This is a genomic window from Streptomyces sp. NPDC001231 (genome assembly GCF_042896885.1).
Classification (GTDB): Bacteria; Actinomycetota; Actinomycetes; order Streptomycetales; family Streptomycetaceae; genus Streptomyces.
On the sequence record NZ_JBIAXS010000004.1, the window covers coordinates 158,987 to 175,715 of the forward strand.

Annotated in this window: 17 protein-coding genes and 1 pseudogene; 7 read left to right on the forward strand and 11 right to left on the reverse strand. The window is 71.1% G+C overall.

Features of this window, described 5'->3' with window-relative positions:
• Window positions 1-11: 11 nt before the first annotated feature.
• The 7 genes from ACFY3J_RS06990 to ACFY3J_RS07020 all read right to left on the reverse strand — a co-directional run bounded on the left by ACFY3J_RS06990 (window position 12) and on the right by ACFY3J_RS07020 (window position 6,173).
• The gene (locus ACFY3J_RS06990; RefSeq protein WP_390840463.1) at window positions 12-953 is read right to left on the reverse strand and encodes a type II secretion system F family protein; all 942 of its coding nucleotides are present in this window, start codon (window positions 951-953) and stop codon (window positions 12-14) included.
• Between the two features lie 11 nt (window positions 954-964).
• Window positions 965-2,302 (reverse strand): CpaF family protein, encoded by a 1,338-nt coding sequence (locus ACFY3J_RS06995; protein ID WP_141358905.1) that lies wholly within the window; start codon window positions 2,300-2,302, stop codon window positions 965-967.
• A gap of 224 nt (window positions 2,303-2,526) precedes the next feature.
• Entirely contained in the window at window positions 2,527-2,895 is a 369-nt protein-coding gene (locus tag ACFY3J_RS07000) for a TadE/TadG family type IV pilus assembly protein (RefSeq protein WP_384172081.1), read from the reverse strand.
• 1 nt (window position 2,896) lies between these two features.
• The gene (locus tag ACFY3J_RS07005) at window positions 2,897-3,313 is read right to left on the reverse strand and encodes a pilus assembly protein (protein ID WP_384172084.1); all 417 of its coding nucleotides are present in this window, start codon (window positions 3,311-3,313) and stop codon (window positions 2,897-2,899) included.
• Window positions 3,310-4,563 (reverse strand): CpaE family protein, encoded by a 1,254-nt coding sequence (locus tag ACFY3J_RS07010; protein ID WP_390840464.1) that lies wholly within the window; start codon window positions 4,561-4,563, stop codon window positions 3,310-3,312. The genes ACFY3J_RS07005 and ACFY3J_RS07010 overlap by 4 nt, the downstream gene beginning before the upstream one ends.
• Window positions 4,564-4,576: 13 nt before the next feature.
• Window positions 4,577-5,284, reverse strand: a complete 708-nt coding sequence (gene cpaB, locus ACFY3J_RS07015) for a Flp pilus assembly protein CpaB (RefSeq protein ID WP_390840465.1) — start codon at window positions 5,282-5,284, stop codon at window positions 4,577-4,579.
• Window positions 5,285-5,363: 79 nt separating this feature from the next.
• Window positions 5,364-6,173 (reverse strand): hypothetical protein, encoded by an 810-nt coding sequence (locus ACFY3J_RS07020; protein ID WP_384172626.1) that lies wholly within the window; start codon window positions 6,171-6,173, stop codon window positions 5,364-5,366.
• A 360-nt stretch (window positions 6,174-6,533) separates the two neighbouring features.
• Between ACFY3J_RS07020 and ACFY3J_RS07025 the strand changes: the two genes are divergently transcribed.
• The 6 genes from ACFY3J_RS07025 to ACFY3J_RS07050 all read left to right on the forward strand — a co-directional run bounded on the left by ACFY3J_RS07025 (window position 6,534) and on the right by ACFY3J_RS07050 (window position 13,012).
• Window positions 6,534-8,096 carry a hypothetical protein gene (locus ACFY3J_RS07025; RefSeq protein ID WP_390840466.1) on the forward strand — a complete coding sequence of 521 codons (1,563 nt, stop codon included), beginning with the start codon at window positions 6,534-6,536 and terminating at the stop codon, window positions 8,094-8,096.
• Window positions 8,097-8,124: 28 nt separating this feature from the next.
• Window positions 8,125-8,688, forward strand: coding sequence for a hypothetical protein (locus ACFY3J_RS07030; protein WP_384172095.1), 564 nt, complete (start codon window positions 8,125-8,127; stop codon window positions 8,686-8,688).
• 28 nt (window positions 8,689-8,716) lie between these two features.
• A complete protein-coding gene (locus ACFY3J_RS07035) occupies window positions 8,717-9,112 on the forward strand; it encodes a hypothetical protein (protein ID WP_384172629.1) in 396 nt (131 codons plus the stop codon).
• A gap of 150 nt (window positions 9,113-9,262) precedes the next feature.
• The gene (locus tag ACFY3J_RS07040; RefSeq protein ID WP_384172098.1) at window positions 9,263-10,972 is read left to right on the forward strand and encodes a chitinase; all 1,710 of its coding nucleotides are present in this window, start codon (window positions 9,263-9,265) and stop codon (window positions 10,970-10,972) included.
• 181 nt (window positions 10,973-11,153) lie between these two features.
• A complete protein-coding gene (locus ACFY3J_RS07045) occupies window positions 11,154-11,678 on the forward strand; it encodes a SigE family RNA polymerase sigma factor (RefSeq protein WP_384172101.1) in 525 nt (174 codons plus the stop codon).
• Between the two features lie 56 nt (window positions 11,679-11,734).
• Window positions 11,735-13,012, forward strand: coding sequence for a hypothetical protein (locus ACFY3J_RS07050; protein ID WP_390840467.1), 1,278 nt, complete (start codon window positions 11,735-11,737; stop codon window positions 13,010-13,012).
• Window positions 13,013-13,080: 68 nt separating this feature from the next.
• Here ACFY3J_RS07050 and ACFY3J_RS07055 read toward each other — a convergent pair whose 3' ends face one another.
• The 4 genes and pseudogenes from ACFY3J_RS07055 to ACFY3J_RS07070 all read right to left on the reverse strand — a co-directional run.
• The gene (locus tag ACFY3J_RS07055) at window positions 13,081-13,704 is read right to left on the reverse strand and encodes a hypothetical protein (RefSeq protein ID WP_390840468.1); all 624 of its coding nucleotides are present in this window, start codon (window positions 13,702-13,704) and stop codon (window positions 13,081-13,083) included.
• Window positions 13,705-13,781: 77 nt separating this feature from the next.
• A complete protein-coding gene (locus ACFY3J_RS07060) occupies window positions 13,782-14,201 on the reverse strand; it encodes a RidA family protein (protein WP_365430011.1) in 420 nt (139 codons plus the stop codon).
• Window positions 14,198-14,959 (reverse strand): IclR family transcriptional regulator, encoded by a 762-nt coding sequence (locus ACFY3J_RS07065; protein WP_390840469.1) that lies wholly within the window; start codon window positions 14,957-14,959, stop codon window positions 14,198-14,200. Before ACFY3J_RS07065 ends, ACFY3J_RS07060 begins: the two co-directional genes overlap by 4 nt.
• Window positions 14,960-15,123: 164 nt before the next feature.
• Window positions 15,124-15,336 (reverse strand): annotated as a pseudogene (locus tag ACFY3J_RS07070) (sugar kinase); the annotation flags it as partial.
• Window positions 15,337-15,446: 110 nt separating this feature from the next.
• Here ACFY3J_RS07070 and ACFY3J_RS07075 point away from each other — a divergent pair.
• On the forward strand, window positions 15,447-16,712 hold the full coding sequence (locus tag ACFY3J_RS07075; protein ID WP_384172114.1) for an amino acid deaminase: 1,266 nt from the start codon (window positions 15,447-15,449) through the stop codon (window positions 16,710-16,712).
• Window positions 16,713-16,729 lie beyond the last annotated feature (17 nt).

Consider the following 16,729-nt stretch of genomic DNA (forward strand, 5'->3'; position numbering starts at 1 on the left):
CGGGAACCCGGCTAGACGTCGATGCGGGACATACGGCGGATGAGGATGAAGCCGACGGCGTAGAGCGCGAAGGCGATGATCACCGCGCCCTGGCCGATCGGGGAGGCGGTCATGCGGTCGAGGGCGCCGGCCTTGACGCCGTTCATGAGGAACAGCGCGCCGACGCCCAGCACCGGGACCGCGTAGGAGGTCATGTTGACCTGGGACAGCTGGGTGCGGACCTCGCGGCGGGTCTCCTTGCGCTCCTCCAGGGTCTCGGTGAGGTTGCGCAGGGCGCTCACCACCTGGCCGCCGGCCCGGTTGGACAGAACCAGGGTGGTGACGAGGACGACCAGCTCCCGCGAGGGCAGGCGGACCGTGAGCTCCGCCAGTGCGTCGTCCATCGACGCGCCGAGCGCCAACTGGTGTGCCACCTTGGCCAGTTCCTCGCCTGCCGGAGCCTCCAGCTCCTCCGCCGCCATGCCGACCGCGGTGCGCAGGGCGAGGCCCGCCTGGGTGGCGTTGGCCAGGATGCGGGCCAGTTCGGGGAGTTGGTTGATGAACTTCTCGATGCGTTTCTGGCGCTGCCAGTTGAGGAACTGCACCGCCGCCCAGATGCCGAGCAGACCGGCAAGCGGGCCGAAGAAGGGGGCCAGGGAGGCCTGGCCGATCAGCCAGAGGGCGGCCACGGTGGCGAGCATGTAGACGAAGAACTCGCCCGGGGTGACGTCCAGGCCGGTCGCGGCGAGCCTCAGCTCCAGCCTGCGGCCGAGTTTCGTACGGCGCAGTCGGCGGTCGAGGTTGGGGAAGCGGCGCCGGCGGCCGACCGGGATCTGACCGGTCTGGGAGAGCCGGTCGACGAGGGCCGCCCGCTGGGCCTTGCCGGAGGTGTAGGCGTGCAGCCCGGCGACGGCCAGGACACAGGTCAGCAGGGTGACGCCGGTGGTGAGGGTGACGAGAGTGCTCAGATCCATGGGGACGGTTCCTACCTGGCTTCTCGGGTGGCCAGCTGGTCTGCGGACTGGGCGACGCCGAAGGCCTGGGGGATCGGCTGGCTCGCCATGTAGAGGCGGTCGGCGGTGCGGCGTGGCAGGGGGTGGTACTCGAAGGCGCCGTAGATCCGGCCGTCGGCCGCCATCGGCTGCGCGGCGAAGCGGGCCACGGTGGCCAGCCGGTACGGCTCGCTGCCATGACTGTCGAGCAGGGCGATCTCGGTGACGCGGCGGGCGCCGTCGGCGAAGCGGGTGAGCTGGACGATCACGTCGACGGCGCTGTTGATCTGGTCGTGCAGGGCGACGAAGGGGATCTCCACGTCGGACATGGAGGCGAGGGTCTGCAGGCGCATCAGCGCGTCCTCGGCGCTGTTGGCGTGCACGGTGGCGAGCGAACCGTCGTGGCCGGTCGACATCGCCTGGAGCATGTCGAGCGACTCGCCGCCGCGGACCTCACCGACGACGATGCGGTCGGGGCGCATGCGCAGCGAGTTGCGCACCAGGTCGCGAATGGTGACCTGGCCGCGGCCCTCCACGTTCGGCGGCCGGGACTCCAGCCGGATCACGTGCGTCTGCTGGAGCTGGAGCTCGGCGGAGTCCTCGATGGTGATGATGCGCTCGCCCTCGGGGATCAGCCCGGACAGGGCGTTGAGCAGGGTCGTCTTCCCGGTGCCGGTGGCTCCGGAGACGATGACGTTGAACTTCGCCTGCACCAGGCCGGCCAGCAGGTACAGCATGTGCTCGTCGAGCGAGCCGAAGCCGATCAGCTCCTGGAGGGTGAAGGAGCGCGGGAAGCGGCGGATGGTGAGCGTGGGGCCGGTGAGCGAGAGCGGCGGGATGATGACGTTGACGCGCTCGCCGGAGGGCAGGCGGGCGTCGACCATCGGGTTCGACTCGTCCACGCGGCGGTTGACCGTCGAGACGATCCTCTCGATGGTCTGCATCAGCTGGTCGTCGGAGGCGAAGCGGATGGGCAGTTGCTCGACCCGGCCGCCGCGCTCGACGAAGATCGCGTCGGGTCCGTTCACCATGATCTCGGTGATGGAGGCGTCCTCGAGGAGGGGTTCGAGGATGCCCAGGCCCAGGGCCTCGTCGACGACCCGGCGGATCAGCTGCGAGCGCTCCACGGTCGACAGGACCGGGCCCTCCCGGCTGATGATGTGCCCGAGCACCCGCTCCAGCCGCGCCCGGCGCTCGGCGGCGGCCAGCGAGCTCATCTCCGCGAGGTCGATCTCCTCCAGGAGCTTGGCCCGGTAGGAGGCGACGAGGTGGCCGTCCTCGCCCCGGCTGCCTTTCTCCTCCGGGGAGTTGATGCGTGCGCGGAGGCTCATGGGTCCGGTGCTCCTCGCTCCTGGTCGGTGGTCGAGTCGGTCCTGGCCGGTGCTGTCGCGCCGGTCCTGGCCGGTGGTCGAGCGGTCTCAGTCGTCCTGCGGTCTCACTCGTCGAGCGGTGTCAGTCGTCCAGCGGTCTCAGTCGTCCAGCGGTCTCAGTCGTCCAGCGGTCTCAGTCGTCGAACGGTCTCAGTCGTCGAACGGTCTCAGTGGTCCATTTGGCCTCAGTGGTCGAGCGGCATGGTGGCGGTCTTGTGGGCCCGGCCGAAGTTCCAGCCGGGGACGATCGAGGGGATGTCGACGCCCGCGGTGACGGTGACCTCCTGGCCGCCGTACGAGGCCGGGCAGCTGGTGCCGTCCGCCAGCCAGCCGCTGACCGCGTTCGCGCAGGCCTGCTCGGCTCCCTGCCGGAGCGAGGCCGCGCGCGCCCCCGCGCGGGCGGCCGTACCGGCCTGCTGGGCCGTGTAGGCGATCAGCCCGATCTGGATGACGGCCATGGCGAGCAGCATCAGGATCGGGATGAACCCCAGGTACTCGATGGCGACTTGGCCCCGGTCATGGCGGCGGTCGCGGCGTACGCCTTCGTACGGCATGTCAGTTCGTCGCCTCCTCCACGGCGCCGGCGTGACCCGTGACCGTGATGGGGAAGTCGATCGTGCCGGGGAACAGGACGGGCACCTTGAGGCCGACGTGCGCCCGTACGTAGCCGTTGCTCGTCTCACAGCCCACCTCAGCCCCCCTTCGCCACGCGGCCGACAACTTGTCGAGCCCGGCCTGTTGGCAGGCGGCGTTCCTGCTGCCGCGATCGGCCGCCGTCCCCGCCCGTACCGCCTCGTCCGCAGCATTCCCCGCAAGCGTGTACGTGTACCCCAGCAGCACGCACTGCCACAGCAGCACCAGCGTGATGAGGATCGTGGGCGTCATGCCGAGCAGCTCGACGGCGACCTGCCCGCTGTCCGAGCGGAGCCGCCCGGCCGGCGGCCTCTTCCCTGTGCCTGCCCGCACGTTCATCCCCCTGCCTCCCTGCGGCGCCGGAAACTCACCGACCCCCGGTCGCCCCGCAGCCGCCCGCCCTTGCGGTCGCCCTCGGGTGCCTTGACGATGCCCAGCTCGCCGGCGAGCCCCCACAGCGCCTGTTTGACCGTGCTCTTGCTCTCCAGTTCGTGGATGCGTCCTGCGTCCACCGCGCCCTGGAGTTCCTTGAAGCCCGCGGGGATCGCCGTGGCCGCCACCGGTGTGCCGGTGATCTTCTGGATGAGCGGCGGCTGGATCTCGGTCGACCGGGTGTGGCGGTTGACGACGACGGTCGTCTCCTCTGCCTTGCGGATCTGCAACCGGTCCCACATCCGTACGGTCCGCTTGGCCGCGCGCACCGCGACCACGTCCGGAGTGGTAAGGAGCAGCGCGGTGTCGGCCATCTCGACGGCCGCCGCGCTCGCCCCGCTCATCTGGGCGCCGCAGTCCAGGACGACGATCTCGTAGCGGGAGCGCAGCGCGCTGACGATCTGGCGGACGGACCGGTCGGTGACCTCCTCGCCGCGCTCGCCCTCGCCCGGGGCGAGCAGCAGCGCGAGCCCGCTGTCGTGGCGGAAGATCGCGTCGGCCAGGACGCGCGGGGAGATGTCGGTGATGGCCGCGAGGTCGACGACCGAGCGGCGGAACTGGACGTCCAGGAAGGAGGCGACGTCACCGGACTGGAGGTCCATGTCGACCAGGGCCGTGCCGCGCCCGGAGGCCTGGGCGGCGAGGGCGAGTTGTATCGCCGTGAGGGTGGCACCCGCCCCGCCCTTGGCTCCGCTCACGGTCACCACCCGGCCGCCGGCCCCGGTGAACACGTCTCCGCCGTGGCCCAGGTGCCGCCGTACGCCCACCGACCACTGGGCCACCGCCTGGACGCGGCTGACCAGTTCCTCGTAGCTCAGCGGGAGGGCCACCAGTCCCCGCGCGCCCGAGTCCATCGCGGCCGAGAACAGGCCGGGACTGGCGTCGGAGGTGATGAGGATGACGCCGACCGCCGGGAAGCGCAGGGCCACTTCGCGGATCAGTTCCAGGGCCGGCACCGGGCCGATCCGCTCGTGCACCACCACGATCTCGGGCAGTTCGTCGACGGACTCGGCGGCCAGGCGCGCCAGCGTGTCGATGAGCTGGGTGGAGTCGACGACCGGGGCCACCGGCTCGGCGTCGGGGAGCTGGCTGAGCAGGGTGGTGATGGAACGGGCCGCGTCGGGGTCGCCGACGGCCGGGAGGATCCTGGTGGTCATGCCTGCCGGCCTCTCACTTGTCGTTCGCGAGTTCGTAGGTCCGGTCCTTGGCCGGGACGCTGGTGTCGCTGCCGGGAGCGACCAGCGCGAGCCGGACCCGCTGGGCGAACGACTCGGCGTAGGTGATGCGCTGGGCGTCGATGGTGGACAGCGCGAAGGTGATGGGGACGGCGTCGGTGGGCTGCTGGGCCCGGTTGTCGGCGTTCGGCTGGAGTGCGGTGATCCTGCCGACGTCGAGGACCTTGGCGTTGGTCACGATGATCTTGGACTGGGCGGGATCGCCCTGCCGCTGTCCGCCGAAGGTGGCGTAGACGTTGACCGTGGAGCCGGGTGTGATCTTGCCGGCCACGCCGGTCGCCGCGTCGATCATGATGGCGACCTCCTGCTGCCCCGGTTGCAGGGCGGGCTGGTTCACGATCATGTCGCTCTGGAGCAGGGAGCCCTTGCGCAGTGTGGTGACCGCGATCTTGCCCTGGATCTGCCCGAGGTCGGTGACGGCGTTCGGCGACAGCCACCGTTTGGGCATCTTGACCTTCTCGAACTGGCCCGTGCTCAGCGTCGTGTACGGCGCCACGTCGGTGCGCAGCTGGTAGGCGGCGACCTCCGGTCCGACTCTGGACTTGACGTCGCTGATGACGGAGAGCACGCCCGCGAACGCGGCGAGGGCGCAGATGACGGACAGGATCAGGAGTATCACGCCGCGGCGCTGACGGGAGTTCATGAACCGTGCAACCTCATTGGGATATCGGTCGGCGAAGTCGAGCGGAATCGAATGACGGTGGTGCCGGTGGTTCAGGTACTCATCCGGTGGGTGTCCGGCTCTCGGGGACGGGTGGGGTGGCCGAGCAGAAGACGCAGCGGTCTCCGATGACGTCGATGCCGCACCAGTGGCACACACCCTGGCGGACCGAGGTGACCAGTTGGTAGAGCACCGACAGGTCGGGCAGGTAGGTGCAGAACTCGATCAGCTTGCCGGTGCCCCACCAGGTGGCCGACTCGGCCGGCAGGCCGATCTCGCGCAGCCCCAGCGCGTTCCACGCGGGGGCGAGGGTGGAGCCGACCCAGTCGGACTGGAGCTGGCCCTTGGCGAGCAGCATCCAGCTCCCGAAGTCCGGCCCGGCCAGGGTCGCTTCGGGGCCGATCCGGACGAGCTGCGGTTCCGGGTGGGCGATCACGCCGAACTGGCTGCCCGGAACCCAGGACTTGGCGTGCGCCTTGAGACCGACGGGGACGCGGTCGAGGCGCGCGACCGAGGCCAGGACGGCGCCCGCGTGGATGTAGTGGGTGAGCAGCCGGCCGGCCGAGGCGAGCACTCCGGGGCTGAGGTCGCAGGAGGCGAGCTGACGCAACTGGCGGGCGAGGACGGCGAGTCCGAGCGGCGGCAGGTCGGGCCGGAACAGGGCGATGCGGTCGCTCTCCAGCAGTGAGCGGACGGTGTGCAGCCGCCGTTCCACACCGCTGGGGACGGCGTCCGAGCACACCACGACGACGTGCCCGTGGTGGTCGATCAGGGCCTTCATGGCGTCGAGCGTCTGCTCCAGCGGCTGCCGGTCCAGGTCCTTCAGGACGACGGCGGGCACGGTCCGCTCGTCCTGCGCGGGCAGCGCCATGTCGGCACTCGTCACAGCAATGGCAGTTGACACGCGCAGCTCCCCGTTAGACGCCTGTCGGCCCGCCGGTGGTCATCCGGCACACCGAGTTGACTTCACTGCGTGACCACCTCAGCACTGTATCCACGCCCCTGTGACCGGAGAACAGCGATTCTGTACCTGGCCGCCAACTCTCCTTGCGCAAGTCATTTCAAACCGGGGCAGGCTGAGCATCCCGACCCGACCCGAAAGCATGGGCCGGACGCAACTCGTTGACCGTGGGCCCGGGTTTGGGCCCGCGGGCCCACGCCGCCCGGCGTCGCCCGCACCTACGCTCGCCGACCGGAATGGCGCTTGCCACGGTGCGAGGAGGGGTGCGGCATGGCTCGCGGGGGCGGCAGACGGACGTGCCGGAGAACGTACGGGTACGACGACTCGGGCGCGACCGCCACCGAGTACCTCGGCATGGTCGTGGTCGTCGTCGCCGTCGTGCTCGGCATCGGCGCCACCGGCATCGGCCGGACCGTCCACGACGGGATCGCCGCCGAGATCTGCAAGGTCACCGGCGGCACGGACTGCGGCGGCGGAAGCTCACAGGGGGACGACCGGGCCCTGACCGACGCCGACTTCGAGCCGGCGCTGTGCCAGGTCTCGACGGTCAGCGACAAGGCGGGCTCCAAGGCGAAGATCCTGTTCTGGGAGATCGGCAAGGAGTACGGCTTCCAGGAGCAGCACCTCACGGCGCACACGGACGTCAACCACGACGGCAAGGTCGACGACCAGGACGAACTGGTCTACCTCACCTTCACGGACGTGGCCTCCGTCGGCGCCAAGAAGGACTTCAAGCCCGGGCTGAAGCTGGGGAAGGCCGGCACCGACAAGGTGGAGCTGGGCGCCGGGATCAAGGTGACCAACGGCGACACGTGGGTGTTCGAGAGCCCCGAGGAGGCGCGCAGGTTCCGCGACGACGTCGAGAAGCTCCAGATGTACCAGATGCGGCGCCAGTCGCCGGGCGGCGCGGACGCGAGCCTCGGCGACAGCATCCTCTACCTCTTCGGCACCGGTCCGCTCAAGGACGAGGAGGACACGGAGAACCGGGTGAAGAAGGCGCTGGGCGACAACCGGAAGATCACCTACGGCAAGGTGGGCCTGGAGGCGTCCGCGGCGGCCGGCCTGAAGATCTCGGCGGGCGACGACAAGAAGCTCAGCGCCGCGCTCGGCGGCAACTTCAAGTACTCCCCCGAGATCACCTGGACCGACAACGCCTACAAGAACACCAAGTCGTACACGTACTCCTCGTCGATCGAGTACGGCACCAAGGCGAGTTACGAGGCAGGCCCGATCAAGGGCGACGCCTCGGCCTCCACCACCCGGACCGGCACCATCACCGTCACCTACGACAAGTCCACCGGCAAACTGGTCGGCGTCAACATGACCCGCACCGTCGAGAAGGGCGGTCAGAAGGACGGCGCCAAAATCGGCGGGGGCAACGGCAAGCCGGGCAAGGACGAGCGCGGCGGCGGGGTCAGCGGGAAGGGCACCGACAGCTCCACCGGCATCGAGGTCGTCACCACCTCCCTGAGCTTCGACCCCGGTCCCGCCGGAGACCGGGACCGGGCCGTCGCCGAGCAGTGGCTGAGCGGCACCGACGAGCAGCTGATGACGCCCTTCCAGTACATGTTCGACGACCACGCGCCGACCCGACGGCCCGGCGCCGACGACCCCTTCGGCCAACTGGTCTTCGACAAGGGCACGTCCAGCAGGATGACGTACACCGGCCAGGTCAACGCCGCCGAGTACGGCTTCGAGCTGAACCTCGGGCTCAGCCTCGGCCTGTCGGTCAGCACCGAGCAGAAGGCGGAGACCCTCACGGACGCCCGGTTCCTCGGCGCTCCGAACGGAGACCGCCGGTCCTACGTCCCCTACAGCTACTGTGCCAAGTGATCTCGCCGACAGGAGGGCTGGTGCTCCGATGAGGACACGACTGCTGATCGCGGGCCTGCTCGCCGCCGCGGCCGCCCTCACGGGCTGCGGCAAGGGCGACGCGGGCTCCGCCTCCGTGCCGGACGGCTGGGGCACGCTGAGCACGAAGGGCGTCTCCGTGTCGTATCCCGCGGGCTCCGGGGGTTACGTCGAGCAGAGCGCGGCCGAGCGCGGCAAGTACAACGCGGCGGCGGCCGTACGCGAGGAGTCCGGGCGGACGGTCTCGATCATCACCGTCCAACTGGACTTCACCCGGGCCGACTCCGCGGAGCAGGCCGCCATCGCCGCCGAGGCCGGGATCCGGATGGGCGCGAAGGTGGAGGGGGAGAAGGACGTGAAGCCGGCCGGCACGGAGCAGGCCAAGCGGATCGACTTCACCTTCGAGTCGACCGGCGAGGACGGCGACCCGCCCAAGGGCACGCCGATCCGGGGCGTGATCCTGACGGGCCTGGACTCGACCGACCGGACCTTCGCGATCCGGATCGACGCGGCGCGGGGCGTGCTGTCGTCCGCGGACCTGCGCGGGATCATCGACTCGGTGCGGGTGCACTAGTGGTGGGGACGGAGGCAGGGCTCCTGTGATGCCGCTGGTCCGGGCCTGGGCGGTGGGCGTGGTGGTACTCGTCGTCACCGAGTACGCGCAGATGACGCTGCTGTACGGGAATCTGGTCGGCCCGCGGGGCGTGGGCTCGTTCGGCGCCGCGCTGGCACTGGTCCACCTGCCGAACCTGGTGTGCGTCGTGCTGGCGACCTGGGCCGCGGCGCGGGTGCATCCGGCACCGTGGCGGGAGATCCCCGCGCGGCACGCGGTGGCGGCGTGCGCGGTTCCGGTGGCGGCGCAGCTGCTGACGGTGTCGCTGCACTGGGAGCGTGCGGGACTGTCGTCCCTGGCGATGTGGATGTCGACCGGGGTGCTGCTGGCCGGGTGCGCGCTGGGCCTCCTGCTGGAGCGCCGACAGGAAGAGGCGCGGCCGTAACGGGAGCGCGGGACAGGGGCGTTGGACCGGAGGCGACTTTGGTCTGGACCTCTTGACAAGCCAAATGGTCTGGACCAACTTGTACGCCAAGCGGTGGCCACCGTTTGTCCTGCCCTCCCCTTCACCCCCTCTCCCCCACCGGAGGCCCCAGTGGACCGCGTACCAGGCATGCCCGGACCCAGAACAGGACGGCTGCGCCTGTGGTCGGGAGCCGTCACCGCCGCCCTCGCCCTCTCCTTCGCCGGGGCCGGCCAGGCGTCGGCGGCGGACGTCAACAACGCCAAGAACGCCGGCTTCGAGTCCGGCCTGAGCAACTGGTCCTGCTCGGCCGGCAGCGGTACGACCGTCTCCTCCCCCGTGCACGGCGGCTCCGCCGCGCTGAAGGCCACACCGGCCGGGCTGGACAACGCCCAGTGCACCCAGGCGGTCGCGGTCAAGCCCAACTCGACGTACACGCTGAGCGCATGGGTGCAGGGCGGGTACACCTACCTCGGCGCGACCGGCACGGGCACCACGGATGTCTCCACCTGGACGCCCGACTCGGCGAGCTGGAAGCAGCTCTCGACCACCTTCACCACCGGCTCCTCGACGACCTCGGTGACGGTGTACCTGCACGGCTGGTACGGGCAGGCGGCGTACTTCGCCGACGACGTCTCCGTCTTCGGCCCCGACGGGGGCGGCGGCGGTGACCCGGCCCCGACGGTGCCGTCCGCGCCGGGCGGCCTGGGGGTGACGGGCACGACGTCCTCGTCGGTGTCGCTGTCCTGGAACACGGTCTCGGGTGCCACCGGCTACAACATCTACCGGGACGGCTCGAAGGTGACCGCGGTGAGCGGCACGTCGGCGACGGTGACCGGTCTCGCGGCCGCAACCTCGTACTCCTTCCAGGTGACGGCGACGAACGCGGCGGGCGAGTCGGCGAGGTCGGCGGCCGTGACGGGCACGACGGCGTCCTCCGGCGGGGGCGGGGGCGGCCTCCCGAAGCACGCGGTGACCGGCTACTGGCAGAACTTCAACAACGGCGCCACGGTCCAGAAGATCTCGGACGTGCCGTCGCAGTACGACATCATCGCCGTCGCCTTCGCCGACGCGACCGCCACCCGGGGCGCGGTGAACTTCACCCTCGACTCGGCCGGCCTGAACGGCTACACGGTCGACCAGTTCAAGGCGGACATCAAGGCCAAGCGGGCCGCCGGCAAGAAGGTCGTCATCTCGGTCGGCGGTGAGACGGGCACCGTCTCGGTGAGCGACTCGGCCTCCGCGACCAACTTCGCCAACTCCGTCTACTCGCTGATGCAGACGTACGGCTTCGACGGCGTCGACATCGACCTGGAGAACGGCCTGAACGCCACCTACATGACCCAGGCCCTGCGCGCCCTGTCCGGCAAGGCGGGCCCGTCGCTGATCCTCACGATGGCCCCGCAGACCATCGACATGCAGTCCACGTCGGCCGGCTACTTCCAGACCGCGCTGAACGTCAAGGACATCCTCACGGTCGTCAACACCCAGTACTACAACAGCGGTTCCATGCTGGGCTGCGACGGCAAGGTCTACAGCCAGGGCTCGGTCGACTTCCTCACCGCCCTCGCCTGCATCCAGCTGGAGAGCGGTCTCGCCCCGTCCCAGGTCGGCCTGGGCGTCCCCGCCTCCACGAGGGGCGCGGGCAGCGGCTACGTCTCGCCGACGGTGGTGAACAACGCCCTGGACTGCCTGGCCAAGGGCACCAACTGCGGTTCCTTCAAGCCCTCGAAGACCTACCCGGCCCTGCGCGGCGCCATGACCTGGTCCACCAACTGGGACGCGACGGCGGGCAACGCCTGGTCGAACACCGTGGGCCCCCACGTGCACGCCCTGCCGTAACGCCACGGAAGCCCTTCACGGCTGCCGTCACGCCCTCCTCCGGGGGCGCGGCGGCAGCCGTTCGGCGTTCCCGCCCGCCCGCGCCGAAGTCCCGTGAAACATTCCGGGGGTTTCACCGCATCAATGAGGTGGGGGCGCGTTCGGGGGGCCACGGAACGCGCGGGGAACACAAGGAGGGCACATGGGGCAGGACCGGAACGACTGGACCGACGCGTACCAGGAGTTCGCGGTGACACGCGCCGGGCATCTGTACCGGTCGGCCTGTCTGCTCACCGGCGGTGACACCCATCTCGCCGAGGACCTCGTCCAGGAGACCCTCGGCCGGGTGTACCTCCGCTGGGGCCGGATCTCCCGCGCCGACAACCCGGCCGCGTACGCCCAGACCGTCCTGACCCGCGCGTTCCTCGCCCACCGGCGTCGCCACAGCAGCCGCAGGGAACGCACCACCGACGTCCTTCCCGAAATGCCCGAGCCGCAGAGCGGCGGCGACGCGCCGCTGCGGCTGACCCTCCTGGAAGCACTCGGACAGCTGTCCGCCAAGGACCGGGCGGTAGTCGTCCTGCGGTACTGGGAGGACCGCAGCATCGAGGAGACGGCCGCCGCGCTGAACGCCAGCTCGGCCGCCGTCCGGACCCGGTGCGTCCGCGCCCTCGCCCGGCTGCGTGCGCTGCTCGGCGACTCGCTCGCCGAGTACGCGAGTCTCTGACCTGCTCCCGCCCACGACCGGATCAACGACCACCCATGCGGAAACGGCGGTTCGCCATGCCTGATGCAGACCACGACCCCTTCGAGGAACGGCTCGCCGACGTCCTGCGGGACACCGGCACCACGTTCGGAACCGACCAGCAGACGCTGGCCGCCCGCGGCGAAGCGCACGGGCGGCGGCTGCGTTCGCGACGGCGGGCCGCCGCCGTCGTGGGCGGTGCGGCCGCGGTGGCGCTCGTCGGGCTGGGCGGGGCCCTGCTCCTTCCCGGCGGCCAGGGGGACGGCGTACGACAGCGGTCCGCGGCCGCCGGACCCTCGGCACGGGCCGGCGCCACCGCCCCCAAGACCACCGCCCTGGAGACGACCGCCGCGACCGTGATGTCCGGCGACGAGCTCGTCCGCACCCTCGAAACGCTGCTTCCCAAGGGGCGGATCAGCAACAAGGACGGAGGCAGCACGGACCACGACTCCTACGCCAGCGTCGTGTACGACGACGGCGGGGGCAAGGCGGCCGTCGCCGTGTACCTCAACCGTGTGCAGCCGGGGAGCCAGGAGGCCCGCCAGACCACCCAGTGCCCGGACAAGCTGTTCATCGTCTACGACTCCTGCACCTCCACCAAGCTCTCCGACGGCTCCGCCCTCATGCTCCTGAAGGGGTACGAGTACCCGAACAGCCGCAATGGCACGAAGCGGTGGACCGCCGACCTCGTCACGCCGGCGGGCGGGCACATCGGCATCCAGGAGTGGAACAGCGCCACCGAGAAGGACTCGCCCGTCTCCCGGGAGCAACCACCCCTTGACCTGCCTCGGTTGAAGGCGCTCGCCACCGCGCACGAGTTGCGTGCGGCCGCCGACGCCATGCCCCTCGGCGACCGCCCGGCCGAGCCGGACCCGGGGCCGCTCACCCCCGGCGGCTCGATCTCGGCGGTGCTCAGCCGTCTGGTGCCGCCCGGGATCAAGATCGTCAGCAAGAGCGGTCCGCACGACGACGGCTTCGGTTACGTCGTCCTGGACGACGGCAGGGGCACGAGCCTCGTGCAGGTCAACGTCCAGCTGGACACGCGGGGCGACGTCGATGACGAGCTGTTCGGTCCGGACGCCGAGGTCCTGTCCGACGGCACCAAGGTGGTCACGCGCCGGCAGTCCGGCGAGAAGGGCATCTCCGGGATCGTCTTGTGGAGCGTGGACACCATCCGGCCCGACGGCCGGCGCGTGGTGATCAGCGCCTTCAACTCCGGGGCGCAGAACACTCCGGCGACCCGCGAGAAGCCGGCGCTCACCATGAAGCAGCTGAAGGCGATCGCCACCGACCCGAGGTGGCATCCGCAGGGCTGATCTCCGACGTGGTACCGGGCCCCGGCAGTCACCGGGGCCCGGTACCGCCGGGGTCGGGATCGTCGGGGTCAGGCGTCGCCGGTAGGCGACTCGTCCGCCGTGTCCTTGTCGGCGGCGTCGTCCTTGTCGGCGGTGCCGTCCTCGTCCGCCGCGCCGTCCTCGAAGTACGCGTCCAGGACCGCGTCCAGTCGCGTCTCCCATTCATCGAAGCGCGCCCTGGCCGGGGCCTCGATCTCGATGGGGTACCAGCGCCGGTCCGGGGTGTGGACGGTGATGGTGAACCGCTTGCCGAAACGGGGGGTCGCCGTCTCGACGGCGCCGATCTCGTCCCAGCGGAACTCGCACTCCTGGTCGTCCAGGCAGAGGCTTACGCCCCTGTGGTCGGCGACGATGCGGGCCCGGCGGTCGGCGGCCTCGAAGACCGGACCGTCGACGACTTCCTCCTGCCGCTCCTCCGACCGCTCCTCCTCCTGCCGCTCCGCCTTCCCGGCGGTCCCGGCGTCGTCCGTGACCGCCTCCGCGGCCGACGGCGGCTCGGAGGCCGGCGGCTGCTCGGCCTGCCGCGGCCGGGCGTCCTCCGGTTCCGCCGTCGCGGGTGCGGTGAGCCCGGGGATGTGGGCCGGGTCGAACCCGGCACCCTTCACGGGCTCGGCCTTCAGGGGCTGGCTGCTCGAACCTATGCGCTGCTCCACAGCGGGCAGTATGGTCGACGAACCTGTGCCGGACACAACCAGCCCCGACTTCGTTATACGAAGATGGCCAAGACGCGTCAGCCGAGCACGGCGAGCGCGTCGATCTCGATGAGCAGGCCCGCGGGCAGGCCGACGTAGACGGTGGTGCGGGCGGCGGGCGGCTGGGTGAGGCCCTGCTCCTCGAAGTACGTGTTGTAGAGGTCGTTCATCTCCGCGAAGTGGTCCACGTCCGTGAGGTAGACGCGGATCATCATCACGTCGTCCCAGGTCGCGCCGCCCTCCTCCAGGATCGCCTTGACGTTGGCGAGGGTCTGGAGGGTCTGCTCGCGCAGGGTCGGGCCGGCCGGGGTGGGGGGCACGCCCTCCTCGGCGGGCAGGAAGCCGACCTGGCCGGCGACCTGGAGGATGTTGCCCTTCCGCACCCCGTGGGAGAACTTCGCGGGCGGGGTGGTGTGCGTCGCGGGGGTGAGGGCGATCTTGGCCGTCGTGTCGCTCATACGGGGTCCTTCACTGGGTTTCTGCCGGAGAACTCGTCGCTGATGGCGTCCGCGGTACGGCGCACCAGCGGGAGCAGGGCGAGGAGTTCGTCGGCGGTGACGACGACGTTCGGCGCGGAGACCGACATCGCGGCGACCACCCGGCCGTCCGCGCCGCGGATGGGCGCGGCGACGCAGTTGATGGACTCCTCGTGGCCGCCGAGGTCGGCGGCCCAGCCCTGTTCGCGCACCGTCGCCAGCTCCTTCAGGAAGGCGGCGGCGTTCGGTGTCGAACGGGCCGTGTACATGGGGTAGTCGATCCTCTGGGCGATCACGCGCCGCTCGGCCTCGGACAGGTCGGCGAGCAGCAGCTTGGCCACGGCCGCGACGGTGATGGCGACGGGCTTGCCGATCCGGGAGTACATGCGTACCGGGTAGCGGCTGTCCACCTTGTCGATGTAGAGCACCTCGTCGTCCTCGTGGACGGCCAGGTGCACGGTGTGCCCGCACTGCTCGCCGAGGCCCAGCAGGTGGGGATGGGCGATCTCGCGCACGTCGAGGCTCTCCATCGCCTCCTGGGCGAGGGCGAAGAGCCGGGCGCCGAGCCGGTAGCGCTGGTCGGACTGGCGGTGGACGAGCCCGTGCTGGTGGAGGGTGCGCAGCAGCCGCAACGCGGTGGACTTGTGGACGCCGAGGCGGTCGGCGACCCGCCCGAGGTCGGCGGGACCCTCGGCGAGCAGCGGCAGGATGCTCAGCGCCCGGTCGACGGTCTGGCTCATGGCGTACGTACCTCCTCCTCGGCCCCTTGCGCGGAGCCCGTCCGGCCGGGGCCGAGTCGCAGTCTTCCCCACGCCGCCTCGCCCAGGACGGCCGGCCGGCCGGCGTGGTGCCGGGCGGGAGGCGTGGCGAGGTCGCCGGGGACGGTGGGCGCGGTGCCGGGGCGCCCGGCTGCGGCGAGGGCGCAGGCCACATCGGGCTCGGCACCGCCGGCGGCCCACTCGAAGGAGGGCATGCCGGCCAGGCGGCCCGGACGGGAGGGCGGGAACGTGACCATCGACTCGCCGAGCGTGACGACGTCCACGACGGCGGGCGCGCCGGACGTTCCGTGGGCGGCGTCGACGATGGTGACTCCCTTCGGGGTCCGGGGCGCCGGCATCGACCCGGCGGGCCGCGGACATTGACCCGACTTCGGCGAGATGCTAGACACCGACAAGCACTGTACGCAATGACCGTTGCACACATTGCAACGATTCTGAAGGGAGCTCGATGAGCACGGAAGCGCTCGCCCGGCTGGCCGAGGAACGCGTCGACCACCGCTTCAAGGGCCTCCCGCCGGACGCGGACGGCCTGACCGTCGGCGAGCTGACCGCCCAGCGCCGCAACCTCTTCACCGACGGCTTCAGCACGCCCGTGCTCGCCCTCTCCGCGGAGCGCCTGGAGCACAACCTGAAGCTGATGGAGACCTACGCGGCCCGCCACGGCCTCGCCTTCGCCCCGCACGGCAAGACGTCCATGGCCCCGCAGCTCTTCCACCGCCAGCTGGAGCACGGCGCCTGGGGCATCACGCTCGCGGTGCCCCACCAGGTGCGCGTGGCCCGGGCGTTCGGCATCAGCCGGGTCTTCCTGGCCAACGAGCTGGTGGACCCGGCGGCCCTGCGCTGGGTCGCCGCGGAACTGGCCGCCGATCCCTCCTTCCGCTTCGTCTGCTACGTCGACTCCGTGCGCGGGGTGCGGCTGATGGACGAGGCGCTGGAGGGGGCCGCCCGTCCGGTGGACGTGGTCGTCGAGCTGGGAGCCGGGCAGGGCGCGCGGACCGGTGTGCGCACGGAGGCCGAGTGCCTGGCGGTCGCCGACGCGGTGGCGGCCGCGGACACCCTGCGTCTCGTCGGGGTCGCCGGTTACGAGGGCGAGGTGCCGCAGGCCGACCCGGAGCGGGTGCGGGCGTGGCTGGCCCGGCTCGTCGCCCTGGCCGTGGACCTCGACAAGGCCGGGAAGTTCGCGCGCACAGAGGAGATCGTGGTGAGCGCGGGCGGCAGCGCCTGGTTCGACGCGGTGGCCGAGGTGTTCACCGGGATCCCCGAACTCTCCCTGCCGGTACTGAAGTTGCTGCGCTCGGGCGCGTACGTCTCGCACGACGACGGGCACTACCGCAGGATCACGCCCTTCAACCGCGTCCCCGCGGAGGGCGCCCTGGAGCCCGCCTTCCGCCTCTGGGCGCAGGTGGTCTCCCGCCCCAGCCCCGAACAGGCCTTCGCCAACGCGGGCAAGCGGGACGCTGCCTACGACCTCGACCTGCCCATCGCCCAGGTGGTGCGCCGGGACGGCGTCGAACGCCCGGCGACGGGGGTGGAGGTCACCGGCCTGTCCGACCAGCACGCCTGGCTGAGCACCGCCTCCGGGGCGGAGCTGGAGGTCGGCGACTGGGTCGGCCTGGGGCTCTCCCACCCGTGCACGTCCTTCGACAAGTGGCCGCTCATCCCGGTGGCCGAGGCGGACGGTACCGTCGTCGAATACGTCCGTACGTTCTTCTAGGGGCTTCGGGAGGCGCC